This is a genomic window from Thermus kawarayensis JCM 12314 (assembly GCF_055393575.1).
Map to the genome: position 1 here is coordinate 166,376 of NZ_AP043756.1, position 21,891 is coordinate 188,266.

The 21,891-nt window shown below is 69.5% G+C and carries 27 protein-coding genes and 2 pseudogenes; 8 read left to right on the forward strand and 21 right to left on the reverse strand.

The window, feature by feature from the left end; translation table 11 throughout:
* Positions 1 to 18 precede the first annotated feature (18 nt).
* The gene (locus tag ACZ5RK_RS01245) at positions 19 to 579 is read left to right on the forward strand and encodes a TetR/AcrR family transcriptional regulator (RefSeq protein ID WP_464910096.1); all 561 of its coding nucleotides are present in this window, start codon (positions 19 to 21) and stop codon (positions 577 to 579) included.
* Positions 576 to 1,070, forward strand: coding sequence for a CarD family transcriptional regulator (locus ACZ5RK_RS01250; RefSeq protein WP_054637984.1), 495 nt, complete (start codon positions 576 to 578; stop codon positions 1,068 to 1,070). Before ACZ5RK_RS01245 ends, ACZ5RK_RS01250 begins: the two co-directional genes overlap by 4 nt.
* 31 nt (positions 1,071 to 1,101) lie before the next feature.
* Here ACZ5RK_RS01250 and ACZ5RK_RS01255 read toward each other — a convergent pair whose 3' ends face one another.
* Genes ACZ5RK_RS01255 through ispD form a run of 3 tightly spaced genes read right to left on the reverse strand, consistent with a single transcriptional unit; the run spans position 1,102 to position 3,105 of the window.
* The gene (locus ACZ5RK_RS01255) at positions 1,102 to 1,671 is read right to left on the reverse strand and encodes a hypothetical protein (protein WP_464909365.1); all 570 of its coding nucleotides are present in this window, start codon (positions 1,669 to 1,671) and stop codon (positions 1,102 to 1,104) included.
* A complete protein-coding gene (ispE, locus tag ACZ5RK_RS01260; protein WP_464909366.1) occupies positions 1,616 to 2,476 on the reverse strand; it encodes a 4-(cytidine 5'-diphospho)-2-C-methyl-D-erythritol kinase in 861 nt (286 codons plus the stop codon). Before ispE ends, ACZ5RK_RS01255 begins: the two co-directional genes overlap by 56 nt.
* On the reverse strand, positions 2,449 to 3,105 hold the full coding sequence (ispD, locus tag ACZ5RK_RS01265) for a 2-C-methyl-D-erythritol 4-phosphate cytidylyltransferase (RefSeq protein ID WP_464909367.1): 657 nt from the start codon (positions 3,103 to 3,105) through the stop codon (positions 2,449 to 2,451). Before ispD ends, ispE begins: the two co-directional genes overlap by 28 nt.
* 14 nt (positions 3,106 to 3,119) lie before the next feature.
* Between ispD and ACZ5RK_RS01270 the strand changes: the two genes are divergently transcribed.
* Entirely contained in the window at positions 3,120 to 3,905 is a 786-nt protein-coding gene (locus tag ACZ5RK_RS01270; RefSeq protein WP_464909368.1) for an undecaprenyl-diphosphate phosphatase, read from the forward strand.
* On the opposite strand, the gene ACZ5RK_RS01275 is transcribed toward ACZ5RK_RS01270, so the two are convergent.
* The gene (locus tag ACZ5RK_RS01275) at positions 3,897 to 4,958 is read right to left on the reverse strand and encodes an aminotransferase class V-fold PLP-dependent enzyme (protein WP_464909369.1); all 1,062 of its coding nucleotides are present in this window, start codon (positions 4,956 to 4,958) and stop codon (positions 3,897 to 3,899) included. The two genes, ACZ5RK_RS01270 and ACZ5RK_RS01275, sit on opposite strands and share 9 nt — an antisense overlap.
* Positions 4,959 to 5,103: 145 nt before the next feature.
* On the opposite strand from ACZ5RK_RS01275, the gene ACZ5RK_RS01280 reads away from it, so the two are divergent.
* The 3 genes from ACZ5RK_RS01280 to ACZ5RK_RS01290 all read left to right on the forward strand — a co-directional run bounded on the left by ACZ5RK_RS01280 (position 5,104) and on the right by ACZ5RK_RS01290 (position 7,035).
* Positions 5,104 to 6,150 (forward strand): DnaJ C-terminal domain-containing protein, encoded by a 1,047-nt coding sequence (locus tag ACZ5RK_RS01280; RefSeq protein ID WP_464909370.1) that lies wholly within the window; start codon positions 5,104 to 5,106, stop codon positions 6,148 to 6,150.
* A gap of 115 nt (positions 6,151 to 6,265) precedes the next feature.
* Positions 6,266 to 6,487: a cold-shock protein gene (locus ACZ5RK_RS01285; protein WP_038064636.1), complete on the forward strand. Its 222-nt coding sequence runs from the start codon at positions 6,266 to 6,268 to the stop codon at positions 6,485 to 6,487.
* A gap of 83 nt (positions 6,488 to 6,570) precedes the next feature.
* A complete protein-coding gene (locus ACZ5RK_RS01290) occupies positions 6,571 to 7,035 on the forward strand; it encodes a GNAT family N-acetyltransferase (protein ID WP_054647404.1) in 465 nt (154 codons plus the stop codon).
* A 20-nt stretch (positions 7,036 to 7,055) separates the two neighbouring features.
* Here the strand turns inward: ACZ5RK_RS01290 and ACZ5RK_RS01295 are convergent, their stop codons facing one another.
* From ACZ5RK_RS01295 to ACZ5RK_RS01335, 9 genes and pseudogenes are all read right to left on the reverse strand, one after another.
* On the reverse strand, positions 7,056 to 7,295 hold the full coding sequence (locus tag ACZ5RK_RS01295; RefSeq protein ID WP_054647405.1) for a ferredoxin: 240 nt from the start codon (positions 7,293 to 7,295) through the stop codon (positions 7,056 to 7,058).
* 70 nt (positions 7,296 to 7,365) lie between these two features.
* On the reverse strand, positions 7,366 to 7,905 hold the full coding sequence (locus ACZ5RK_RS01300) for a hypothetical protein (protein ID WP_464909371.1): 540 nt from the start codon (positions 7,903 to 7,905) through the stop codon (positions 7,366 to 7,368).
* Between the two features lie 4 nt (positions 7,906 to 7,909).
* Positions 7,910 to 8,601 (reverse strand): annotated as a pseudogene (locus ACZ5RK_RS01305) (NTP transferase domain-containing protein).
* 61 nt (positions 8,602 to 8,662) lie between these two features.
* Positions 8,663 to 9,844, reverse strand: coding sequence for a PEGA domain-containing protein (locus ACZ5RK_RS01310; RefSeq protein ID WP_054647402.1), 1,182 nt, complete (start codon positions 9,842 to 9,844; stop codon positions 8,663 to 8,665).
* A gap of 68 nt (positions 9,845 to 9,912) precedes the next feature.
* Positions 9,913 to 10,863: an acetyl-CoA carboxylase carboxyltransferase subunit alpha gene (locus tag ACZ5RK_RS01315; protein WP_054647401.1), complete on the reverse strand. Its 951-nt coding sequence runs from the start codon at positions 10,861 to 10,863 to the stop codon at positions 9,913 to 9,915.
* Positions 10,847 to 11,704 (reverse strand): acetyl-CoA carboxylase, carboxyltransferase subunit beta, encoded by an 858-nt coding sequence (gene accD, locus ACZ5RK_RS01320; protein ID WP_464909372.1) that lies wholly within the window; start codon positions 11,702 to 11,704, stop codon positions 10,847 to 10,849. Before accD ends, ACZ5RK_RS01315 begins: the two co-directional genes overlap by 17 nt.
* Entirely contained in the window at positions 11,704 to 12,078 is a 375-nt protein-coding gene (locus ACZ5RK_RS01325; RefSeq protein ID WP_464909373.1) for a bactofilin family protein, read from the reverse strand. The genes accD and ACZ5RK_RS01325 overlap by 1 nt, the downstream gene beginning before the upstream one ends.
* A 1-nt stretch (position 12,079) precedes the next feature.
* Positions 12,080 to 12,971, reverse strand: a pseudogene (locus ACZ5RK_RS01330) (M23 family metallopeptidase).
* 48 nt (positions 12,972 to 13,019) lie between these two features.
* Positions 13,020 to 14,291, reverse strand: coding sequence for a thymidine phosphorylase (locus tag ACZ5RK_RS01335; protein WP_464909374.1), 1,272 nt, complete (start codon positions 14,289 to 14,291; stop codon positions 13,020 to 13,022).
* A gap of 22 nt (positions 14,292 to 14,313) precedes the next feature.
* Here ACZ5RK_RS01335 and ACZ5RK_RS01340 point away from each other — a divergent pair, with 22 nt between their 5' ends.
* A complete protein-coding gene (locus tag ACZ5RK_RS01340; RefSeq protein WP_464909375.1) occupies positions 14,314 to 14,832 on the forward strand; it encodes a Uma2 family endonuclease in 519 nt (172 codons plus the stop codon).
* Here the strand turns inward: ACZ5RK_RS01340 and fba are convergent.
* From fba to panC, 3 genes are all read right to left on the reverse strand, one after another.
* The gene (gene fba / locus ACZ5RK_RS01345; RefSeq protein ID WP_464909376.1) at positions 14,829 to 15,746 is read right to left on the reverse strand and encodes a class II fructose-1,6-bisphosphate aldolase; all 918 of its coding nucleotides are present in this window, start codon (positions 15,744 to 15,746) and stop codon (positions 14,829 to 14,831) included. The two genes, ACZ5RK_RS01340 and fba, sit on opposite strands and share 4 nt — an antisense overlap.
* Positions 15,747 to 15,864: 118 nt before the next feature.
* On the reverse strand, positions 15,865 to 16,974 hold the full coding sequence (locus ACZ5RK_RS01350) for a type IV pilus twitching motility protein PilT (RefSeq protein ID WP_464909377.1): 1,110 nt from the start codon (positions 16,972 to 16,974) through the stop codon (positions 15,865 to 15,867).
* Complete coding sequence (gene panC, locus ACZ5RK_RS01355) at positions 16,971 to 17,801, reverse strand: pantoate--beta-alanine ligase (protein WP_464909378.1); 831 nt, start codon at positions 17,799 to 17,801, stop codon at positions 16,971 to 16,973. The genes ACZ5RK_RS01350 and panC overlap by 4 nt, the downstream gene beginning before the upstream one ends.
* A gap of 22 nt (positions 17,802 to 17,823) precedes the next feature.
* Between panC and ACZ5RK_RS01360 the strand changes: the two genes are divergently transcribed.
* Positions 17,824 to 18,105, forward strand: a complete 282-nt coding sequence (locus ACZ5RK_RS01360) for a hypothetical protein (RefSeq protein WP_464909379.1) — start codon at positions 17,824 to 17,826, stop codon at positions 18,103 to 18,105.
* Here the strand turns inward: ACZ5RK_RS01360 and rsfS are convergent, their stop codons facing one another.
* The 5 genes from rsfS to obgE are packed head-to-tail and all read right to left on the reverse strand — an operon-like array spanning position 18,106 to position 21,887.
* The gene (rsfS, locus tag ACZ5RK_RS01365) at positions 18,106 to 18,447 is read right to left on the reverse strand and encodes a ribosome silencing factor (protein WP_054647368.1); all 342 of its coding nucleotides are present in this window, start codon (positions 18,445 to 18,447) and stop codon (positions 18,106 to 18,108) included. It abuts the gene before it with no gap.
* Positions 18,448 to 18,453: 6 nt separating this feature from the next.
* Positions 18,454 to 19,551, reverse strand: coding sequence for an LCP family protein (locus ACZ5RK_RS01370; RefSeq protein WP_464909380.1), 1,098 nt, complete (start codon positions 19,549 to 19,551; stop codon positions 18,454 to 18,456).
* Entirely contained in the window at positions 19,541 to 20,098 is a 558-nt protein-coding gene (gene yqeK / locus ACZ5RK_RS01375; protein WP_054647367.1) for a bis(5'-nucleosyl)-tetraphosphatase (symmetrical) YqeK, read from the reverse strand. The genes ACZ5RK_RS01370 and yqeK overlap by 11 nt, the downstream gene beginning before the upstream one ends.
* Entirely contained in the window at positions 20,073 to 20,633 is a 561-nt protein-coding gene (gene nadD / locus ACZ5RK_RS01380) for a nicotinate-nucleotide adenylyltransferase (protein ID WP_464909381.1), read from the reverse strand. Before nadD ends, yqeK begins: the two co-directional genes overlap by 26 nt.
* Positions 20,634 to 21,887, reverse strand: coding sequence for a GTPase ObgE (gene obgE / locus ACZ5RK_RS01385; protein ID WP_464909382.1), 1,254 nt, complete (start codon positions 21,885 to 21,887; stop codon positions 20,634 to 20,636).
* Positions 21,888 to 21,891 lie beyond the last annotated feature (4 nt).

Below are 21,891 nucleotides of genomic sequence, written 5' to 3' on the forward strand. Positions count from 1 at the left end.
CTTGGGGTCGTGGCCGCGATGGTATCCCCCCCGGGGGCCTTAGCTAAGGGAAAGCGAAAGGCCATCCTCGAGGCCACCCTAGGGGTTCTCCGGGAAAGTGGGCTTTCCGGCCTGAAGATGGAGGACGTGGCCCGGAAGGCCGAGGTGGGGAAAGGGACCATCTACCTCTACTTCCGCGACAAGAAGGACCTCCTCAAAAGCCTGGTGGAGGAGCGAACCTGGGCCTTCTACCGGGAGGTGGAGGAACTGGTGCGCCTGCGGGCGCCCTTTTTTGTGCGCCTTGAGCGCATCCTGGAGAAGCGCCTGGCCTGGATCGCGGAGTGGAGGGGCCTTTGGGCGGCGGTGGCCCGGGAGGCCATGGAGGATCCCACCCCCTGGCTCAAGGGGCTTCACCAGCACTACCTGGACCTCTTGGAGGCCCTGGTGCGAAGCGGCCAGGAGGAGGGGGCCGTGCGCCCGGAGCTCTCTCCCAAGGCCACGGCCGCAGTGGTGGCGGCCTTGGGGTGCAACCCCCAGCTGGAGGTGGAGGCGTATTTGGAGCACCTCCTCTTGGTGCTCCGGAAAGGAGTCGCGCCGTGAAAGAGTTCCGTCCCGGCGACAAGGTGGTCTTGCCCCCTTATGGGGTGGGCGTGGTGGCCGGCATAGCCCAGCGAAGCGTGAGCGGCGTCAGCCGGGCCTACTACCAGGTGGACTTCCCCGGCTCCCGCTCCAAGGCCTACGTCCCCGTGGAAGCTCCGCAAAGCGTGGGCATGCGCAAAGCCCTAGCCCCCGAGGAGGTCCCCGTGATTCTGGACCTCCTCAAGAACGGGCGGATGCCCCTGCCCAAGCAGTGGGCCGCCCGGCACCGTAAGACCAGCGAGATCCTGGCGGACGGAAACCCCTACCGCATCGCCCAGATGGCCGGGCAGCTAAGGGCCTGGGAGCTGGAGCGGGGCCTGCCCGACCTGGACCGGCAGGCCCTGAGGCGGGCCATCCACCTCCTCGCCGAGGAGGTTTCCCAGACCCTGGAAATCACCCTGCAAGAGGCCAAGCGCCTCTTTGAGGAGGCCTGGGGGGAAGAGCTGAACTAAGTGCCCCGCTCTGGCGCAAGCCAGCATGGGGTCAAAGGAGCAGGCTCCAGGTCCTCCGCTCCATCTCCAAAATGCCCTCCAGGTAGCGGGCCAAAACCCCCGGGTCCAGCCCCTCGGCCATTCCCTGGGCCAGCACCTCCAGGTCAAAGAGCACCGCCTGGAACTCCGGGGCCGCCCAGTGCTCGGAAAGCTCCTGCCAGGGGCCATCTCCCCCCACGTGGGCGTTCCAGGCCTCGAGGAAGAGGCGGTTGAGGAAGTAGAAGAGCACCAGGCGGTAGGGGTAGGCAAGCCCCGCCATCTCCTCCAGAAGGGCCGCGTATTCCCGCCGCACCGGGTGGACGGGAGCCTTGGGGTCCGCCCCTTGGGCCAAAAGCCAGTCCAGCTCCTCCACCGTGGCCAAGAGGGCTTGGACCAGGGGGAAGCGATGGGCCTGGGGGGCCTCGGCGAGGAGGCCCACCTGGTAGCGGTACAGGGCCTCCACAAAGGGGTAGTCCTGCTTCAGCCAAAAGGCGAAGCGCTCCCGGTCCCAGCGGATAGGAAGGGCCTTAAGCGCCTCCAAGGCTTGGTGGTAGTGGGCCTCCACCCTCTGCAAAAGCCCCATGGTTCCCTCCCAAAAACCCCCAGCGGGCGTAGCCCGTGTACCTCAGGGCCTCCACCGCCCTCCTGGCGTGGGCCTCGTCCTCGGCCAGGGCGAAGAAGGCGCTTCCCGAGCCGGAAAGGAGGACGCCCCTCAGCCCCAGGGCCCTTAGCCGCGCCTTGACCTCCCGCAGCTCGGGGTGGAGGCGGAAGGCGGGGCCCTCGAGGCTGTTCCAGTAGGGCGGCTCCTCCCCTCGGGCCAGGGCCTGGAGGATGGCCTCCACCGGAAGCTCGGGGGCGAAGTCGTGGGGCTTCACCTCCCGGTAGACCAAGGGGGTGGGCAGGCGCAGGCCGGGGGCGAAGACCACCACGGGCACGGGCGGCAGGGAAAGGGGCCTGAGGCGCTCCCCCACCCCACGGGCCTCGGCCACCCCTCCCAGGAGGAAGAAGGGCACATCCGCCCCCAGGGAGAGGGCGAGGGCGAAGAGGTCCACCTCCGCCGGGTAAAGCTCCTTCAGGGCCAAAAGCACCTGGGCCGCATCGGAACTGCCCCCGCCCAGGCCCGCCCCTTCGGGAAGGGCCTTCTCCAGGACGAGGCGCACCCCTCCCGGCCAGCCCGCCCGCTCCAGGTAGGCCTCTGCCGCCCGGTAGGCCAGGTTCCTTCGGCCGTAGCGGCCGCGGAAGGCGATCCCCTCGGGGATGGGCTCCAGGTGGAGGCGGTCCCCGAAGGAGAGGGCGGCGAAAAGGGTGTGGAGCTCATGGTAGCCGTCGGGCCTTCTCCCCAGGAGGGAGAGGCCCAGGTTCACCTTGCCTGGGGCGATCCGTTCCATGCTCGGGCCAGGGCCTCCGCCAAGACCAGGTCCTCGGGGTAGGTGATCTTGAAGGCCGTCCTCTCCCCCTCCACCAGGGACACGGGGTAGCCCAGGGCCTGCACCAGCTGGGCGTCGTCGGTGGCGGAAAGCCCCCGCTTACGGGCGTAGGCGTGAGCCTCCCGCAACAGGGCGGTAAAGAAGCCCTGGGGCGTCTGCACCAGGCGCAGGGCCTCCCGGGGCAGGACCGCCCCGTAGGCCTCCCCCTCGGGGCGGATGAGGGTGTCGGGGACGGGAAGCACCGGCACCGCCGCCCCCTGGGCTTGGGCGGCCTTCAGCACCCTTTCCACGAGGTTCCGGCTCACGAAGGGCCGGGCCACGTCGTGGACCAGCACCAGGGAGAGGCTCGCCGCCTCCAGCAGGCGGGCCACCGACTCCTGCCGGGTCCTTCCCCCCTCCATAAAGGCGGCCCGGAGGCCCCGGGGGGGGCTAACCCCGGGGGGCAGGGCCACCAGGACCTCCGCCGCCTCCGAGAATGCGTCCAGGGCCCACTCCAAAAGGGTCCTCCCCCCCACCCGGAGGAAGGCCTTGGGCCCGAGGCCAAGCCGTTCCCCGTGGCCGGCGGCGGGGATGAGGACGGAGACCTCCACCCTCCCATGGTAGCATGGGCCGCGTGAGCGCTTGGGAAGCCCTTCTCCTAGGCATCGTGGAGGGCCTCACGGAGTTCCTGCCCGTCTCCTCCACGGGCCACTTGACCCTCCTCTTCCACCTCCTGGGCCTGCCCGTGGAGACCGACCCCTTCCTCAAGACCTTTCTCATCGCCATCCAGCTGGGGGCCATTCTGGCGGTCCTCCTCCTTTACGGGAGGCGCTTCGCCGTGGACCGGGAGCTTTGGGTGCGCATCGGGGTGGCCTTCCTGCCCACGGCCCTCCTGGGCTTTCTCTTTTATCCCCTCATCAAGGGGGTCATCCTGGGAAAGGACGGGGTGGTGGTCTTCTTCCTCTTCTTCGTGGGCCTGGTCCTGCTCCTCGCCGACCGCCTGGCGGAAAGGGCCAGGTACCGGGACGTGAAGGAGCTTCCCCTCCTCAAGGTGGCCTGGATCGGGGTGTTCCAGGGGCTGGCCGCCCTCTTCCCGGGCACCAGCCGGAGCGGGGCCACCATCCTGGGAGGGCTCCTCCTGAGCCTGGGGCGCAGGGGGGCGGCGGAGTTCAGCTTCCTCCTGGCCCTGCCCACCATGCTGGCGGCGGTGGGGTACGACCTCCTGAAAAGCGCCCCCGGGGTGCCGGAAGGGGGCTGGGAGCTCCTCCTCTTGGGCTTCGCCTCCGCCCTGGTGACCGCCCTGGTGACCGTGCGCTGGATGGTCGCCTTCGTGGAGCGCCTGGGGTTCCGCCCCTTCGCCTACTACCGCATGGTCCTGGCCCTGGTCTACGCCTACTTCTTCCTACGCTAGGGCCAGGGCGCGGTCCAGGGCCTCGAGGAAGGCCCCGTAGAGCTCCTTCCTGGCCCCCTCCCCCATGAGGCCCAGCCGCAGGACCTGCCCCCGGGTGGGGCCGATGCCCCCGGCCACGGCCACCCCTTCGGCGTAAAGGGCCTTCACCAGGCGGTCCGCCTCCACCCCTTCCGGGGGTCGCACCACCAAGACCGTGGGGAGGGGGCTTTCCTTGGGGTAGGGCCGGAAGCCCCGGTCCTCAAGCGCCTCCAGGACCCAGGCGTAGACCTCCCGGGCCCGCCGTTCCCGGGCCTCGAGGCCCTCCTCCAAGGCCAGGTCCAGGGCCTCCAGGAGGGCGTAGTGAAGGAGCACCGGGGTGGTGTGGTGGTAGCCTCCCCGCTCCCAGTGTTCGGCGACGCGGGCGAGGTCCAGATACCAGCCCCGCCTCCCGGTGAAGGCCCGGCGGCCCTCGGCCGAGAGGGCGATGGGGGCCAGTCCCGGAGGGGCGGAAAGGCACTTCTGGCTTCCGGTGAAGGCGTAGTCCACCCCCATCCTGCGCATGGAAAAGGGAAGCATGCCCAGGGTGGTGACGGCGTCCAGAAAGAACAGGGCCCCGGCCTCCTTGACCAGGGCCCCCACGGCCTCCGCAGGGTTCAACACCCCGGTGGAGGTCTCCCCGTGGACCAGGGCCACCATGCGGTAGCGCCTCCTTCTAAGCTCCTTGGCCACCGCCTCCGGGTCCACGGGCTCCCCTGGGGGGAAGTCCAGGACGGTGGGCTCGAGGCCGTGGAGGGCGGCCATCTCGGCCACCCGTTGGGAGAAGGCCCCGTTCACCAGGACCAGCACCGGGCCCCGGTCCAGGTTGGCGAGCCCCGCTTCCATGCCCAGGCTCCCCGAACCCGCCAAGACGGCCAGCAAGGCCCCCTCGCCGGGGTCAAAAAGCCTTCGCAAGCGTTCCTGGATGGCGCGGTTGACCTTGAGCACCTCGGGGTCCAAGTGCCCCCGCATGGGGCGGAGGAGGGCCCTCTGCACGCGCTCGGGAATGGGGGTGGGTCCTGGGGTGAGCAAGAGCATCCTGAGCCTCCCTAAAAGCCGAGGCCCCCGCGGGCAAACCCGGGGGGCCCTTCCCGAAGGAAGGGGCCCCCTAGCGGATAGCTCGCAGGAGCCTCATTGAAGGGCACTTTAGCAAAACCCCTTCCCCTTGTAAAGTGCTAGGTGGATGAAGGACTACTACGCCATCCTGGGGGTAAGCCGGGAAGCCACCCAGGAGGAGATCAAGAAGGCCTACCGCAGGCTCGCCCTCCAGTACCACCCCGACAAAAACCCCGGGGACAAAGCAGCGGAGGAGCGCTTTAAGGAGATCAACGAGGCCTACGCCGTCCTCTCCGACCCCGAGAAGCGAGCCCAGTACGACCGGGGGCTTTTAGGGGAAGGAGGCTTCCAGGCCGAGGACCTCTTTGACCTCTTCGCCCAGGTCTTCGGCTTCCGTTCCCCGGGCCGCCCGGCCCCCCGGGGGGAGGACCTGGAGGTCCAGGTGGAGGTGGAGCTCCGAGACCTCCTCCAGGGCAAGGAGGCGGAGGTGGCCTATAGCCGCCTGGTCCCCTGTGAGGCCTGCCAGGGCCAAGGGGGCAAGCGGGTGGCCTGCCCCACCTGCGGGGGCCGGGGGGTGGTGGAAACCTACCAGCGGGGCCTCTTCGGCACCTTCGTGAGCCGCACCCCCTGCCCCCATTGCAAGGGCCAGGGCTTCCTCCTGGCGGAGGCCTGCCCCGTCTGCCGGGGCCGGGGCCGGGTACCTAGGGAGGAAAGGGTGCGGGTACGGATTCCCCCGGGCATGGACGAGGGCCACCTTCTGCGGGTACCGGGCTACGGCAACCTGGGACCGGGAGGCCCCGGGGACCTCTACGTGCGGCTTTCCGTCCTCCCTCACCCCCACCTGGAGCGGGAAGGCCCCCACCTGGTCTACCGCCTGAAGCTCGGCCTGGCCCAGGCCGCCCTGGGGGCCCGGGTGGAGGTGCCCGGGCTCTCCGGCCCCATCCCCCTGGACATCCCCCCGGGCACGGGCCACGGAGAGGTCTTTGAGCTTCCCGGGGAGGGCCTTCCCTACCCCGGAGGGCGGGGGGCCCTGCGGGTGGTGGTGGAGCTTTCCGTGCCCAAGAAGCTCTCCCCCAAGGCCAAGGAGCTCCTCCGGGCCTACGCCCAGGAGGTGGGCGAGGAGGTGGCCCCCGAGGGCTTCTGGGAGAAGCTCAAGGGGCTCTTCCGCAGATAGCCCCTTTCGTGGTAAAGTGAGATATTCCGGGTCGCTTTAGGGTGGCCCCTTGGGTCTAAAGCAACCCCTCAAGCCCCGGATACGGGCCTTCAGGCCCGGAAAAAGAAGGAGCGGTATGCAGAAGGGTCGGGTCAAGTGGTTCAACGCGGAGAAGGGCTACGGCTTCATTGAGCGCGAGGGGGACACGGACGTTTTTGTCCACTTCAGCGCCATCAACGCCAAGGGGTTCCGCACCCTGAACGAGGGCGACATCGTCACCTTTGACGTGGAGCCGGGCAAGAACGGCAAGGGCCCCCAGGCGGTGAACGTCACCGTGGTGGAGCCGGCCCGCAAGTAAAGGCCTCTGGAAGCCGCCCCGGGTTTCCCCGGGGCGGTTTCCCATCACCCCTTTCTCAGGAAGGGGAGGGTAGGATAACCGGGATGCGGGCCCTCAGTCTCAGCCTCAGGCCGGCCTCACCGGAGGACGCCCCCGTGCTCCACGGCCTTTTCCTGAAAAGCCCCGGCTACTTCGCCCTGATCGGCATGGAGCCTCCTACCCTCGAGGACGTCCTCCAGGACCTGCACACCCTCACCAAGGACCCCCGCCGCCGGGCCTTCCTCCTCTTCCTGGAGGAAGAAGCGGTGGGCTATCTGGACTACAAACTCCACTACCCCGAGGCCAGGGACGCCACCCTAAGCCTCCTCCTCATCCGGGAGGACCACCAGGGCCAGGGGCTCGGGCAGCGGGCCCTGAGGCACCTGCTGGACCACCTGGTGGGGGTGGAGCGGCTCTACGCCGTGGTCTACGGCCACAACCCCCGGGCCAAGGCCTTCTTCCGGTCCCAGGGGTTCCGCCACGTGAAGGACGGGGGGCCAACCCTTAGCTGGTACGTGCGGGAGCTTTGATACCGCTCCACCCCGAAGGGCTACTCCAGGCCCGCCAGCTTGCGGTTTTTCTCAATGTAGAACTTCCACTGCTCGGGTACGTCCTCCTCGGGGAAGATGGCGTTCACCGGGCAGGCGGGCACGCAGGCCCCGCAGTCAATGCACTCCTCGGGGTGGATGTAGAACTGGTCCCCCCCGTCGTAGATGCACTCCACCGGGCAGACTTCCACGCAGGACTGGTCCTTCACGCCGATGCAGGGTTCGCAGATCACGTGCGGCATCTTCCACCTCCTGAGCCACCGCTCCCCCCTATTTTAGGGCACCCCTCCTCTTGTCAAGCCCTCTAGCGGGCTAAACCCCCAGGTACCGGAAAAAGGCCTCCCGAGGGATAGCCCCCAGCACCTCCTCGCCCCGGACCACCAGGACCAAGGACTGGCGGAGGAAGAGGGGATAAAGCTCGCTCGCCGCCACCTCCGCCTCCACGCTGGGCACCTCCTCCAGGGGAAGGATGTGGTCGGCGAGGCCCAGGACCCCCACCGGCCTCCCCTCCTGTTCCAGAAGGGCCACCCCGCGGCCCTCGTAGGCCTCGAGGGCCCCCGTCCGGGGAAGGGGCCGGGCCAGGCGCCAAGCCGGGGTGGGCCCGAAAAGCCCGGCGGTGAGGAGGGTAAGGCAGGGCACCCGCACCGCCCGGCTGGCCACGGCCAGGGCGAAGGAGAAGGCGAGGAGGAAGACGAGCCCCTCCAGGAGCCCAAAGAAGTTAAACCCGCCCCACCCCAGCCGCCCCGTCCCCCCCAGGAGGTAGTGGGCCATCAAAGAGAAGAGAAGCCCCAGGACCAAGGCGGCCAGGTAGGCGAAAAGCCCGGCCAGGCGAAGCTCCTTCACCGTGCGCATGGGCTTAGCTTACCAGGTCCTCCTCCCGGTCCACGTCCACCCCCACCTCGGGGTAGGGGGTGGGGAGGGCCCTGGCCTCCACCCCCAAAAGGCGCCTGGCCCGCGCCTCCAGGTCCCCTAGGGAAAGCCGCCCCAAGAGGAGCTTCAGGAGGATGTCCCAGCCGATGCGCCGGGCCAGGGCCAGGGGCCTCTTCCGGAGGGCCACCACCTCCTTGGCCAGGGGCAGGGCCTGGAAAAAGAGGGCCTTGTCCAGGAGGAGGAGGTTCCCCCCGGTGAAGGTGCCTTCCCTCAGGCGGGCGTAGGTGCGGCGGTTCCCGGGAAAGCGGGCCTCCACTCGCTCCTTGGGCACGATGGGGTAGACCAGGGCCGCCTCCGGGGCGTTTTCCAGCACGAAGCGCACCGCTTCCGCCCTCAGGTGGGGGATGTCGGCGGTGGCCACCAGGACCTTCCCCGCCACGTGGTCCAGGGCGGCCTCGAGGTTGCCGAGGAGGCTCCCCCGGTCGGGGAGGGTAAGCCGGGGAGGGGGGAAAGCCCCGGGTTCTCCCCCACGTAGATCACCGCAAGCCCCGCCTCCTCCAGGGCCTCCAGGACCCATTCCGCCATGGGCCTTCCCCGGTAGGGCACCAGGGCCTTGTTCCTCACCCCGTACTTCCTTGCCCAGGGCTCCTCGCCCCCGGCCAAGACGATGGCCTCCATCCCACCCATCCTACCGGAAAGGGGCACCCCGCCCCGGCCGGGGCAGGGTGCCCCTAGAGCCTTAAAGGGGCCTCAAGGTGAAGCGGAGGGTCTGGCTTCCGCTCACCCGCACCGTCTGCACCAGGGTGCGGTAGCCCTTGGCCACCAGGGTGAGCTCGTGCTCGCCCAAGGGCACCTCCAGGCGGAGGTAACCCCCCTTGGCCACCCCCACCTCCTCCCCGTCCAGGAAGACCCGGGCCTCCACGTTCAGGTAAAGTTCCAACACCGCCCGCACCGGGACGAGCTCCACGTAAAGGCGCACGCTCTCCCCGGGGCGCACCTCCACCTGGGCCCGGTACTCGGCGTGGCCCGGGGCCACCACCCGCACCTCGTGCAGCCCGGCCTCGAGGCTCACCCTAAGGGGGGCCCGCCCCAGGAAGCGCCCGTCCACGTACACCTCGGCCCCGGATGGGGTGGAGGCCACGCTTAAGGTCCCCTGCCGAGGCTCGGGGGAAAGCTGGGCGAAAAGCTGCACCCGCTCCCCCGGTCTGGGGTTCACCGTGGCCCGGTAAGGTTGGTAGCCGGCGAGCCTGACCTCCACCTCGTGCCGCCCTGGGTTCACGGAAAGGGCCAGGGGGGTGCGGCCCTGGAGGCGGCCGTCCAGGTAGACCTCCGCCCCTTGGGGCCTGGAGTCCACCACCAAGGTGGCCGCGGCCGGCGGCGCCACGCGGCCCACGAAGTACCGGGCCACGTCCGTGACCCAGTCCTTATCCGGCACGGGCTCTATCACGATGGAGAGGGCCCGGGCCAGGCCCTCCGCCCCCTGGACCCGCACCCGGTTCCCCTCCACGTCCAGGATCTCCCCCAGGGAGAGGGGGCGCCGGCTGGCCACGGCCAGGATCCGGTCCTCCCCCTCGGGTCCGGTCACGGTGTAGCGGTAGCGGGCCCCTTCCGGGGGGAAGCGGCGGGTCTCCCCCGCCCGAAGGAAGTTGTCCCGCTCGTAGGCGTTGGGCAGGATGGGGTCTATGCGGCCATCGGCGTTGATGTTGAAGAGATAGACGTAGGCGTCTCGGTTGACGTTCACGTAGATGAAGATGGGCTCACCCGGTTGGTAGACAGCGCCTCCCCACTTGCCGGGGTCCTTGTCCACCCAGACCCTCACCTTTAGGTCCGTGGGTACCGGGTTGACGATGATTCCCTGAGGGCTGAGCTGCTGGGCCAGGGTGAGGCCCAGGCCCAAAGCCGCCACGAGGAGTTTCCGCATCTCCCTCACCTCCGCCTTCAGGCTAAGCCCAAGGTGTGAAAACCCTGAGGGAAAAAGGCCAAGGCCTCTTAAGGCTCGGCGTAGGCCCCAAGGGCGCGGAAGCGGCGGTAGCGGTCCTGGTAAAGCTCCTCCGGGGAAAGCCCCTTGAGCTCCTCCAGGGTCTGGAGGAGGGCCTCCTTGATGTTCCGGATGGCCCCCTCCGGGTCCTTGTGGGCCCCGCCCTCGGGCTCGGGGACGATGGCGTCCACCACCCCCTGGGCCAGCAGGTCCTGGGCGGTGAGCTTCAGGGCCTCGGCGGCCTTGGGGGCCTCCTTGGCGTCCCGCCAGAGGATGGCGGCGCAGGACTCCGGGCTGATGACCGAGTACCAGGCGTTCTCCAGGATGAGGACCCGGTTGGCCACGGCGATGGCCAAGGCCCCGCCGCTTCCCCCCTCCCCCAGGATGAGGGCGATGGCGGGGACCCTAAGGCGGCTCATGCGCTGGAGGCTCTGGGCGATGACCCAGGCCTGCCCCCTTTCCTCGGCGGAGACCCCGGGATAGGCCCCCGGGGTGTCAATGAAGCTGAGGAAGGGGTAGCCGAAGCGGTCCGCCAGGTCCATGAGGCGCATGGCCTTGCGGTACCCCTCGGGGTGGGGCATGCCGAAGTTGCGCTGGAGGTTCTCCTTGGTGTCCCGCCCCTTCTGATGCCCCACCACCACCACCTTCTGCCCCTCCAGGTAGGCGAGCCCCCCCACCATGGCGGGGTCGTCGGCGAAGGCCCGGTCCCCGTGGAGCTCTATGAAGTCCTGGAAGGCCCTCTCCAGGACGTCCAGGGTGGTGGGCCTTCCGGGAGCGCGGGCGAGCTGGACCCGCTGCCAGGGGGTGAGGTTCCCGTAGGTTTCCTTCTTGAGCCGGTCCAGGCGCTCTTCCAGGAGGCGGATCTCGGCCTCGAGGTCCACCCCCGTGGCCTGGGCCGTCTCCTTTAGCTCTTGGATGCGCTTTTCCAGCTCCAGGATGGGCTTTTCAAACTCCAGGGGCATAGGCCACTCCCGGGTGCAGGTGCCGGAGCACCCGAACCAGCTCGTCCCTGAGCTTCCTGCGGTGGGTAACCCGGTCCACCATGCCGTGCTTCAGGAGGAACTCCGAGCGCTGGAAGCCCTCGGGGAGCTCCTGCCGGATGGTCTGGCGGATGACCCTAGGACCGGCGAAGCCGATCAGGGCCCCGGGCTCGGCGAAGATCACGTCGGCCAGGGCGGCGAAGCTCGCCGTCACCCCCCCGGTGGTGGGGTCGGTGAGGATGGAAACGTAGGGCAGGCGTCTGGCCCAAAGGAGGTCCAGGCTCATCACCGTCTTGGCCATCTGCATGAGGGAAAGGGCGGCCTCCTGCATCCTCGCCCCTCCCGAGGCGGCCACGATGACCAGGGCCCGCCCCTCCTCCGCCGCCCTCTCCGCCCCCCGGGCGATCTCCTCCCCCACCACGCTCCCCATGGAGCCCCCGGCGAAGGCGTAGTCCATCACCAGGAGGACCGAGGGCACCCCCCCGATCCGGCAGGTGCCCCCCAGGATGGCGTCGGGCCTGCCCGTCTCCTCCTGGTAGGCCTTAAGCCTTTCCCCATAGGGCTTGGTGTCCACGAAGCCCAAGGGGTCCAGGGGCCGAAGCCCCGTGGTCTCCTGGAAGGTGCCGGGGTCGGCCAGCATCTCCACCCGTTCCCGGGCGGGCATGCGGTGGTGGTGGCCGCACTTGGGGCAGACGTAGAGGTTTTCCCGAAGCTCCTTCTTGTAGAGCTGGGCCCCGCAGGCCTCGCACCGGGTCCAGAGCTCGGGAACGTCCCGCCCTTCCCCTTGGGGCCGCTTTCTCCTAAAGAGCCTTTCCAGGGCCATCACGCCTCCTTGGGGGCCTCGAGGGCCTTGTGCTCCCCGGCCACGCTCTGCCCCACGAAGACCGCCCCGGCTTCCACGTCCAGGGCCTGGGCCCGGAGGGTCCCGGTGAAGCGGGCGGTTTTGGACAGGGAGACCTTCTCCGCCACCAGGTCCGCCCGCACCTCGCCGTGGATGTGGACCGCCTTGGCCTCCACCTTGGCCCCCTCCACCCGGCCCGTGGGGCCCACCTCCAGCTCCCCCTCCACCAGGACCGAGCCCTGCACCCTCCCGTCTATGCGCACCTGGCCCCTGGCCTTGAGGTCTCCCAGGACCTCGGTGTCGGGGCCCAGGTAGGTCAAGGCCTCGGCTTGCTTGCGCCTCAGCATGCGCCCCATTCTATCGGGTGGCCAGGTAGGGGCGGGGGTCCACCGCCACCCCCTGCCGGTAGACGGAGTAGTGGAGGTGGGGACCGGTGGAGCGGCCCGTGGAGCCCACGTAGCCCAGGACCTGGCCCCGCTCCACCCTCTGGCCGGGGCGCACGGCGGCGCGGGAGAGGTGGCCGTAAAGGGTCTGGTAGCCCTGGGCGTGGTCCAGAAGCACCGCCAGGCCGTAGGCCCCCATCCACCCCACCCGGGCCACCACCCCGCTTCCCGTGGCGTAGACCGGGGCGCCGTAGAGAGCGGAGAAGTCCAGGCCGTCGTGGAATTCCCACCCGGGGCCGAAGGGGTTTTTGCGCACCCCGAAGAAGGAGGTCACCCCCCGGTGCCCCCGGAGGGGAAGCCCCAGGGGAAGGCTCTCTTCTATCTCCAGGGTGCGCTCCAGGGCGGGGGTCACTTCGGCGAGCTGGTTCTTCAGGTCCAGGAGGGTGGCCTCCACCTCGGTCCAGGCCGCCATGGCCCCGCCCCCTTTGGCCCCCTCCCGGTAGCGGACGGGGGTGGCGTTGATGGGGGAAAGCCCCGCCCGGCGGCGGAGCTCCTCTGATGGCCTTCTTGAGGGCCTCCAGCTCCCTTTTGGTCCGCTCCGCCTCCTGGGAAAGGGCCCCGTTCTTGGCCCGCTCGGCCTCGAGGGCCAAGGAGAGGCGCCTGGCCTCCTGGGAAAGGGCGTGGAGCCTGGCCTCCAGGGCCCGGACCTCCCGGGCCCGGTGCCAGAGGTAGAGGTTGGCCCCGCTCCAGAGGAGTAGGGCCGCCAGGAGGGCCAAAAGCGCCCAGCCCGGCAGGGTCCAGGCCCGGCTTCCCCCGCCGCTTTTGGCCAGGAGGAGGGTGTACCGGGCAGGCCGCTTCCTTTTCATCGGGGGGGAGTATACCACCCGGGAAGCCCGGGGCCAACCCCGAGGCCTTTAGACCACCTCCAGGATCAAGGGGGCGGGCCGGGCCTCGGGCCCCAGGGCGTAGGCCGCCTTGAGCTGGGCCAGGGCCTCCTCCAGGCCCCGCCCCCGGTGGTAGACCAGGGCCAGGGCCTCCCCCTCTTCCACCCGGTCCCCAGGCTTCTTGAGAAGCCGCACCCCCACCCCGTGGTCCACGGCCTCCCCCTTCCGCCTCCGCCCCCCGCCCAAGAGGAGGACGGCAAGGCCCACCCGGTAGGCGTCCACCTCCCGCACCACGCCCTCCTCCTCGGCGAGAAGGGGTAGCTCCTCGGCGAGGGGGAGGAGGGAGAAGTCCTCCACCACCCTGGGGTCCCCCCCCTGGGCCTCGAGGAAGGCGCGGAACTTCTCCAGGGCGGCCCCGCTCTCCAGGGCCCTCCGGGCCAGGGCGGGGTCCAGGCCCTCGAGCTTTAGGGCCTCCTCCGCCAGGGCGAGGGCCACCTCTAGGAGGTCCCCGGGGCCCTCCCCCTGGAGGGCCCGGATGGCCTCCCGCACCTCCAGGGCGTTCCCCACCGCCTGCCCCAGGGGGGCCTCCATGGAGGTGAGGAGGGCCCTAACCCGCCTTCCCGCCCCCCGGCCGATGCCCACCATGGTCTCCGCCAGGAGGCGGGCCTCCTCCAGGGTCTTCATGAAGGCCCCCTTGCCCACCTTCACGTCCAAGACGATGCTCCTGGCCCCGGCGGCCAGCTTTTTGCTCATGATGGAGCTGGCGATTAAGGGGACGCTCTCCACGGTGGCGGTCACGTCCCGGAGGGCGTAGAGCCGCCCGTCCAGGGGGGCGAGGTCCGGGCTCTGGGCGGCGATGACGAGGCCTATTTTCCGGGCCCTTTCCAGAAACTCCGCCTCCGTCATCTCCCCCCGCCAGCCCGGAACCGACTCCAGCTTGTCAATGGTCCCCCCGGTGTGGGCCAGGCCCCGGCCCGACATCTTGGCGAAGGTGCACCCGCTGGCGGCCAGCACGGGCCCCACCACCAGGCTCACCTTGTCCCCCACGCCTCCTGAGGAGTGCTTGTCCACGGGGTGCGGCAGGCCGGAGAGGTCCAGGACCTTGCCCGAGCGGGCCATGGTCTCGGTGAGCCAGAGGGTCTCCTCGGGGTCCAGGCCCTGCAAAAAGGCCGCCATGAGCCAGGCGGAGACCTGGTAGTCAGCCACCTCGTCCCTTAGGTAGCCCAGGAGGAAGGCCTCGAGGTCCTCCCGGCGGTGCTTCCTCCCGTCCCGCTTCTCCCGGATGAAGGCCACAGGGTTCATGGGCCCATGCTACGCTAAGGGCGTGGCCACCCGGTACCGGTTCGGCCTGGAGGAGTACGAGGAGCGCTTCCGCGGGGTACGGAACGTGGAGCTTCTAAAGGGGGAGGTCTACCGGATGAGCCCCATCGGCCCCAAGCATGCCTGGAGCGTGGCCCGTCTAACCCGGCTTTTCACGGAGGCCCTGGGGGACCGGGCTGTGGTCTGGCCCCAGAACCCCATCCGCCTCCCCCCCCACTCCGAGCCCCAGCCCGACCTCGCCCTCCTCCGCCCCAGGGATTATGGCGAAACCCTCCCCACCCCCGAGGACATCCTCCTCCTCCTGGAGGTGGCGGAAACCAGCCTGGACCACGACCAGGGCCAAAAGCTTCCCCTCTACGCCGAGGCGGGTATCCCCGAGGTGTGGCTCCTGGACCTCAAGGCAAACCGCCTCCACGTCTACCGGACGCCCAAGGCCGGGGTGTACACGGAGCACCGCATCCTCCTACCCGGGGAGGAGGCCGAGCCCCTGGCCTTCCCTGGGGTGCGGATCCCCTGGAGCTAAGCCCGTCCCACAGAGCCGAAAAGCTCCATGCGGCTTTTCACCACCCCCTTCACCGCCTCCCGGGCGGGGCCCAGGTACTTCCTGGGGTCAAACTCCTTGGGGTGCCTCCCCAGGGTCTCCCGGATGAGGGCGGTGAAGGCCAGGCGGAGGTCAGTGTCGGTGTTGATCTTGGCGATACCCAAGGAGATGGCCTTCCTGATGTCCTCGGGGTGGATGCCCGCGGCCTCCCCCATCTCGCCGCCTGCGGCCCGGAAGCGCTCCACGAGCTCCTGCGGCACGGCGCTCGCCCCGTGGAGGACGAGGGGGGCAGGAACGAGGGCGGCGATCCTCTCCAGCCGGGGGTGGTCAATGAAGGGCCTTCCCTTCCCCTTGTAGGCCCCGTGGCTCGTGCCGATGGCCACCGCCAGGTAGTCGGCACCGGTGCGCTCCATGAAGACCCGGGCCTCCTCGGGGTTGGTGAGGAGGGCGTCCTTCTCGTCCACGGCCACGTGCTCCTCAATGCCCGCAAGCCGCCCAAGCTCCGCCTCCACCGTGACCCCCACGGCGTGGGCCGCCTCCACCACGCGCCTCGTCTCCCGGACGTTCGCCTCGAAGTCCTCGTGGGACTTGTCAATCATGACGCTGGTGAAGCCCTCCCTGAGGGCCTTGAGGACGCTCTCGTAGCTGGAGCCGTGGTCCAGGTGCACGGCCACGGGCACCCGGGCCTCCTTGGCCATCTCCACCACCATGCGGGTGAGGGCCCTTCCCCCGTACTTCATGGCCCCCTCGGAAAGGGCGAGGATCACGGGGCTCCTCAGCTCCTCGGCGGCCTCGAGGATGGCCTGGGTGAACTCCATGTTGTTGGTGTTGAAAGCCCCCACCCCGTAGCCCTCCGCCCGCGCCTTCTTCAGGATTTCCAGACCAGTGACCAGCATAAGCGCCTCCGGCCCGATTATACCCATCCCCTTATGGAAGCGTGGAAAACCCCTTCCTAAGTGCCCGCGCCTTGGTCCTGCCCCTACCCCAAGGCCCGGGAAAGCCCTTTTGGGGTACTCAGTAGGCCTGCCCCGTGGCCTTGGTGAGGAGAAGCCGGAACTCGTGGGGGCTGGTGGCGGCGGAGAGGGCGTCCTCCAGGGAGATGAGGCCCTGGGTGTAGAGCTCCACCAGGTGCTGGTCAAAGGTGCGCATCCCGTGGAGGGAGCCCTCCATCATGGCCTCCTTGATCTGGGGGGTCTTGTCCTCGTCCTTGATGAGCTCCCGCACGAAGGGGGTGGCGATGAGGACCTCCAGGGCCAAGACCCGCCCCTGCCCGTCCGCCCGGGGAAGAAGCCGCTGGGAGAGGATGCCGAGAAGGGACTCGGCGAGGAGGATGCGCACCTGCTGGTGCTCGTGCAAGGGGAAGAACTCAATGACGCGGTTGATGGTGCGCCAGGCGTCCAGGGTGTGCAGGGTGGAGAGGACCAGGTGGCCCGTCTGGGCCGCCATGAGGGCGGCCTCCACCGTCTCCTTGTCCCGCATCTCCCCGATGAGGATCACGTCGGGGTCCTGGCGCATGGCGTACTTGACCCCGGAGTAGAAGCTGTCCGTGTCCAGGCCCACCTCCCGCTGCACCACCAGGCTCTTCTTGTGCCGGTGCAGAAACTCTATGGGGTCCTCAATGGTGATGATGTTCTTGGCGTAGTGAAGGTTGATGTGGTCAATGAGGGCGGCCAGGGTGGTGCTCTTACCCGAACCCGTGGGCCCCGTGACCAGGATGAGGCCCCGCTCCTTGGCCGCGAGGCCTTCCATCACCTCCCGGGGAAGGCCCAGGGCCTCAAAGCTGGGGATGACCTCGGCCACCACCCGCATCACCAGGCCGAAGCTTCCCCGCTGCCTCAGGAGGTTGCAACGGAAGCGGGCCACCCCGGGGATGGTGTAGGCGAAGTCCATCTCCTTGCGGTACTCCATCTCCTCCCACTGCTCCGGGGTGAGGAGGGCCCGGGCGATGGCCTCCGTGTCCTTGGGGGTGAGGGGGCGGTTGCCGAAGGGCCTTAGCTTCCCATCCACCCGGACCACCGGCGGGGCCCCCGCCTGCAGGTGGATGTCCGAGGCCCGGGCCTGGACCATGGCCTTGAGCATCTCCACAAGGCTTTGCCTGCCTTCCTGGGGTTGGGCCTCGCTCATGGGTAGACCTCCAGGTTGTTGATGAGCCGCACCTCGGGGAACCTCCCGGCCACCAACCCCCTCGCCCCCGCGACCCAGTGGGAGAGGGGAAGGAGGGTCTCGGGGTGGACGATGGCCAGGTAGTCCTTGCGGAACTCGGGCACCTCCCCAAGGACCTCTTCCCCCGCCCCCAGGGCCTCGGCCACGCTCCCGCCCCTCCTCGCCACCTCCCGCATGGCCGAAAGGGCCCGGTAAAGGACCGGGGCCTTCTTGCGGGTCTCAGGGGAAAGGTAGACGTTGCGGCTGGAAAGGGCCAGGCCGTCCTCCTCCCGCACCGTGGGCACCCCCACCACCTCCAGGGGAAAGCCCAAGTCCCGGGCCATCTTCCGAACCACGAGGAGCTGCTGGTAGTCCTTCTCCCCGAAGTAGGCCCTCTTGGGCCCCACCAGGAGGAAAAGCCTCGCCACCACCGTGGCCACCCCCTGGAAGTGGCCCGGGCGCACCTCCCCTTCCCAGAGGGCGGTGAGGGGGCCTTCCACCTGGACCCGGGTGGAAAAGCTTTTCGGATACATCTCCTCCACGCCCGGGGCGAAGAGGAGGTCCACGCCCGCTTCCTCCAGGAGGACCTGGTCCCGCGCGAGGTCCCGGGGATAGCGGTGGTAATCCTCCCCGGGACCAAACTGCAGGGGGTTCACGAAAATGGAAACCGCCACAAAGAGGTTTTCCCGGCGGGCCCGCTCCACCAGGGCGAGATGCCCGCGGTGGAGGTAGCCCATGGTGGGGACGAAGCCCACCCCTTCCTCGGGAAGGGCCTCCCTTAGCTCGGCCACGGTGCGGACCACCTTCACGGGCCCCAGTATACTTTCCCCCGTGGGGAAGAAGAAGCGCGAGGCAAAGCTGAAGAAGAAGGCCCTAAGGGAGTGGGAGGCCCGGCGGCCCAAAACCTTGCGCGAGGCCCTCCGCTACTTCCCCGGGGTCTTCCTGCGCACCGCCTTGGTGATGATGGGGGCGGTGGCCCTTCTCCTGCTTTTGGGCGCCCTGGGGGTTGGGCTTGCGGAAAGCTTCTGGTTCCAGCTTCTGGTCTACCTGGGGTTCTACCTGACCTTTCAGCGCTTCATCATGGGGCCCTTGGCCCCTCCCCGGGTGAAGTAGTTAGACCCTGTCGGCGTCGGCCCAGAAGCCCTCGAGGTCGTAGTAGGCCCGGGCCTCGGGGGTCATGAGGTGGACCACCACCTCGCCGTAGTCCAGCACCACCCAGCGGGGGCTTTGCCCCTCCGTGGGCCGGGGGCGGAGCCCCTCCTCCTCCAGCTTCTCCTGCAGATGCCGCTCCAGGGCCTGAAGGTGGGGGGTGCTGGTGGCGCTGGCCAGGACGAAATAGTCCAGGCTCTGGGAGACCTTGCGCAGGTCCAAGGCCACCACGTCCTCCGCCTTCTTTTCCCAAAGGAGATCCTTGATGTGCCCCACGAGATCCAACGCCTCCTTGGTCTTCACCATCTAAGCTCATTGTAGCAGGTCCGGCCCCAGCTCCACCACCACGCCCTCCAGGGGCCGGTGGGGGGCGAGGAGGGGCAGGTGGAAGAGGTCGGCGAAGTAGGCCCCGGCCTCGGGGTCTTGGGCGTAGACGGCGCTCTTGGCCACCTGGGCGGCCTCCTCCTCGGCCACGATCCCCTCCCGGGCCAGGAAAAGCCGGGCCCAGGCCAGGAGCCCGGGCTCCCCCCTGAGGCGCACGGCCACCGGGGGGGGCGAAGAAGGAGGGGCCGCGCCGAAGAAGGCGGAGAGGAAGCGTCCCTTGGCCTCCTCGTCCACGTAGAGGAAGGTCCCTGGGCCCTCCCGGGTGGGCAGGGTGGCCAGGGCCAGCTTAAGCCCCCGCACCGCAGGCAGGTGGGCGAGGAGTTCCTCGAGGGTGAGGTCGGTGTCCAGCTCCCCCCAGGCCTCCCGCAGGGCCAGGGCGAGGGCGGGCCAGGTCCTGGGATCCTGCGCCCTCTTCAGGACCTGGCCCACCACCTCCTTGATCCGGTCCAGCCGGGCGTAGTCTCCCAGGGCATCGTGGCGGAAGCGCATGTACTTCACCGCCTCCTCGCCCGAGAGGCGGAGGGGGCCTGCAGGGAAGTCTATGTGGAGCTTGGCCGCCCGGTCGGTGTAGCGCATGGGCCTTTCCAGGTAGACCTCCACCCCTCCCACGGCGTCCACCACCCGGGCCACGCTGGCCAGGGTGAGGATCAGGTGCCTTTCCGCCACCAAGCCCGTGGCCTCCTCCACCGCCCGCTTCAGAAGCTCGGGCCCGCCCCGCCCGTAGGCGGCGTTGATCTTGCCGCCCACCAGGGGGCTGTAGAGGTCCCGGGGGATGGCCACCCCCCTCACCTCCCCTCCCTCCAGGCGGAGGTAGAGGATGGTATCCGTACGGCTCCCGGGGCCGCAAGGGGTGTGGTAGCCGCAGTACTCTACGTCCCGGGCGGCCACCACCACCCCCATCTCCGGCAAGGGGCCAAGCCGCACCGGGCGGACCTCCTCCCGGGAAGGCGCGCGGGGCCAGGAGAGCACCCCCCCCAGGGCGAAGAGGGCCAGGGCCAGGAGAAGGAAGGAAGGCCTAGGGCGCATCCCGCAGGCTGCGGTAAACCGAGAGGGTCCTGGGGTGGATGGGAATCCCCTTGGCGGCCAGGTAGTTCACCTTGTTCTCCACCGCCCGGCGGTAGGCCTGGAGAAGCTCCCCGGAAAGGGCGAGCTCCCGGATCTCCCCGTTCACCCCCCTTCCCGGCTCGGAGATGTCGGCGATGTAGAGGGCCATGCCCAGGCCGTTTTCCGGGTCCACCCCGAAGACGTGGCCCTCCACGGCCTCCAGCACCTCCCGGTCCTCCACCCCCCAGGCCTGGGCCAGCCTGCGGGCCGCCCGGCCGTGGAGGGCCAGGGGATGGGCCCTTTCCACCTCGTTCTCCGGGGGGGCCAGCCGCTTTAGCTCCTCCTCGGGGAGGTCCCGGGCGGCGTCGTGGAGAAGGCCGGCCAGGTAGGCCCGCTCCCCATCCAGGCCGTTTTTCTCGGCGATCTCCCTGGCCAAGGCCGCCACCCGGAGGATGTGCTCCAGGCGCTCCGGGCGCACCAGGGCCTTGACCTTCTCCAGAAGCTCAGCGGTAGAGACCGTGCTTTTCAAGGTACACCTCCACGGGGCGGGGAACCCAGTAGCGGACGCTCAGGCCCTCCTTGAGGCGCCTGCGGATCTCGGTGCTGGAGATGCCCACCTCGGGCACCCGGAGGGGCACCACGGGCACGGGCATCCCTTCCAAGGGGTAACCGGGGCGGGCCACGGCCACCAGGGTGGCGAGCTCGGGGAGCCTTCGCCCCTCCTTCCAGGTGAGGACGTCCCGGTAGGCGTCCGCCCCGGTGATGAAGAAGAGCTCGTCCCTTGGGAAGAGCCTTCGGGCCTCCTCCAGGGTGTCCACGGTGTAGCTTGGCCCCGGGCGGTCCAGCTCCAGCCTCGAGGCTGCGAAGCGCCCGTCCTCCCCCGTGGCCAGGAGGACCATCTCGTAGCGGGCCTCCGGAGGGGCCACCGGGGTCTTGTGGGGGGGCCGGGCGGCCACCACGAAGAGCACCCGGTCCAGGCCCAGGGCGCTGGCCGCCTCGCTGGCGGCGATGAGGTGCCCCAGGTGGATGGGGTCAAAGCTCCCACCAAAGAGGCCCAGGCGCACCTACCCCTCCGGGATGTACTCAAACTCCAGCCCGGCCACCCGCACCACGTCCCCCGCCCGCACCCCCCTGGCCCTGAGGGCGGCCTCCACCCCGTGGCGCCTGAACACCTCCTGGAGGTACCCCGCGGCCTCCAGGAGATCCCCCTTGAGGCGCCTGAGGTAGCGCTCCACCTCGGGGGCCCGTACCTCAAACACCCCCTCCTCCAAGGGCACCACCTCCACCCCTGCCTTCACCTCGGTCCGGGGCGCGGGCTTGGGGAGCTCGGGGGCGGGGGTGGCCTGCACCAGGTTCCAAAGGACCTCCTTTAGCCCGGGAAGCCCTTCCCCGGTGAGGGCGCTTACCGGGACCACCGGAAGCCCCTCCCGGGCCAGCTCGGCCACCCTGGCCTTGACCTCCTCCGGCGAAAGGAGGTCCACCTTGTTGAGGGCCACCAGGCTCGGCCGCAGGAGAAGCCCCCGGTCGTAGGCCCCCACCTCCTGCCGGAGGGTGCGCAGGGCGAGGAGGGGCTCCTCCGTAGCGTCCAGAACGTAAAGGAGGACCCGGGTGCGGGCGATGTGGCGCAGAAACTCCAGGCCCAGGCCCCTCCCCTGGCTTGCCCCCTCAATGATCCCCGGGATGTCCGCCAGGGTGAAGCGCCCCTCCTCGGAGACCTCCACCACCCCCAGGTTGGGGCTTAGGGTGGTGAAGGGGTAGGGGGCGATCTTGGGGTGGGCCCGGGTGGTGGCGGCGAGGAGGCTGGACTTGCCGGCGTTGGGGTAGCCCACCAGGCCCACGTCAGCGATGAGCATGAGCTCCAGGCGAAGCCGCCTTTTCTCCCCCTCCTCCCCCGCCTCGGCGAAGCGGGGGGCCTGGCGGGTGGGGGTCACGAAGTGGGCGTTCCCCCGCCCCCCCTCCCCGCCCCGGGCCACCAGGACCACCTGGCCCTCCTCGGTGAGGTCGGCCAGGAGCTCCCCGGTGTCGGCGTCAAAGACCCGGGTGCCTCGAGGCACCTCAATGTACAGGTCCTCCCCGGCGCGGCCGTGCTGGCCGCTTCCCTTGCCGTGCTCCCCGTCTTTGGCCTTGTAGGTGCGCTTAGAAAGCCCGGAAAGGGAGTCCACGCTCCCCCGGGCCCTGAGGTAGACGTTCCCTCCCCGCCCCCCGTCGCCCCCGTCCGGCCCCCCCTTGGGCACGAACTTCTCGCGGCGGAAGGAAACGGCGCCGTCGCCACCCCGGCCGGCGGCGACGGTGATATGGAGAACGTCCTGAAAGGCCAAGGCC

Bases quoted from the DNA above. Each gene is read 5' to 3' on its own strand.
- ACZ5RK_RS01335 (WP_464909374.1), bottom strand. From the start codon at position 14,291: ATGAACCCTGTGGCCTTCATCCGGGAGAAGCGGGACGGGAGGAAGCAC.
- ACZ5RK_RS01255 (WP_464909365.1), bottom strand. From the start codon at position 1,671: ATGGGGCTTTTGCAGAGGGTGGAGGCCCACTACCACCAAGCCTTGGAG.
- ACZ5RK_RS01370 (WP_464909380.1), bottom strand. From the start codon at position 19,551: ATGCGCCCTAGGCCTTCCTTCCTTCTCCTGGCCCTGGCCCTCTTCGCC.
- ACZ5RK_RS01280 (WP_464909370.1), top strand. From the start codon at position 5,104: ATGAAGGACTACTACGCCATCCTGGGGGTAAGCCGGGAAGCCACCCAG.
- ACZ5RK_RS01310 (WP_054647402.1), bottom strand. From the start codon at position 9,844: ATGCGGAAACTCCTCGTGGCGGCTTTGGGCCTGGGCCTCACCCTGGCC.
- ACZ5RK_RS01325 (WP_464909373.1), bottom strand. From the start codon at position 12,078: ATGGGGCGCATGCTGAGGCGCAAGCAAGCCGAGGCCTTGACCTACCTG.
- rsfS (WP_054647368.1), bottom strand. From the start codon at position 18,447: ATGGTGAAGACCAAGGAGGCGTTGGATCTCGTGGGGCACATCAAGGAT.
- ACZ5RK_RS01275 (WP_464909369.1), bottom strand. From the start codon at position 4,958: ATGCTCTTGCTCACCCCAGGACCCACCCCCATTCCCGAGCGCGTGCAG.
- ACZ5RK_RS01300 (WP_464909371.1), bottom strand. From the start codon at position 7,905: ATGCGCACGGTGAAGGAGCTTCGCCTGGCCGGGCTTTTCGCCTACCTG.
- fba (WP_464909376.1), bottom strand. From the start codon at position 15,746: ATGCTGGTCACTGGTCTGGAAATCCTGAAGAAGGCGCGGGCGGAGGGC.
- ispE (WP_464909366.1), bottom strand. From the start codon at position 2,476: ATGGAACGGATCGCCCCAGGCAAGGTGAACCTGGGCCTCTCCCTCCTG.
- ACZ5RK_RS01315 (WP_054647401.1), bottom strand. From the start codon at position 10,863: ATGCCCCTGGAGTTTGAAAAGCCCATCCTGGAGCTGGAAAAGCGCATC.
- ACZ5RK_RS01285 (WP_038064636.1), top strand. From the start codon at position 6,266: ATGCAGAAGGGTCGGGTCAAGTGGTTCAACGCGGAGAAGGGCTACGGC.
- accD (WP_464909372.1), bottom strand. From the start codon at position 11,704: ATGGCCCTGGAAAGGCTCTTTAGGAGAAAGCGGCCCCAAGGGGAAGGG.
- ACZ5RK_RS01270 (WP_464909368.1), top strand. From the start codon at position 3,120: ATGGGCCGCGTGAGCGCTTGGGAAGCCCTTCTCCTAGGCATCGTGGAG.
- ACZ5RK_RS01350 (WP_464909377.1), bottom strand. From the start codon at position 16,974: ATGAGCGAGGCCCAACCCCAGGAAGGCAGGCAAAGCCTTGTGGAGATG.
- ACZ5RK_RS01290 (WP_054647404.1), top strand. From the start codon at position 6,571: ATGCGGGCCCTCAGTCTCAGCCTCAGGCCGGCCTCACCGGAGGACGCC.
- ACZ5RK_RS01245 (WP_464910096.1), top strand. From the start codon at position 19: ATGGTATCCCCCCCGGGGGCCTTAGCTAAGGGAAAGCGAAAGGCCATC.
- ACZ5RK_RS01295 (WP_054647405.1), bottom strand. From the start codon at position 7,295: ATGCCGCACGTGATCTGCGAACCCTGCATCGGCGTGAAGGACCAGTCC.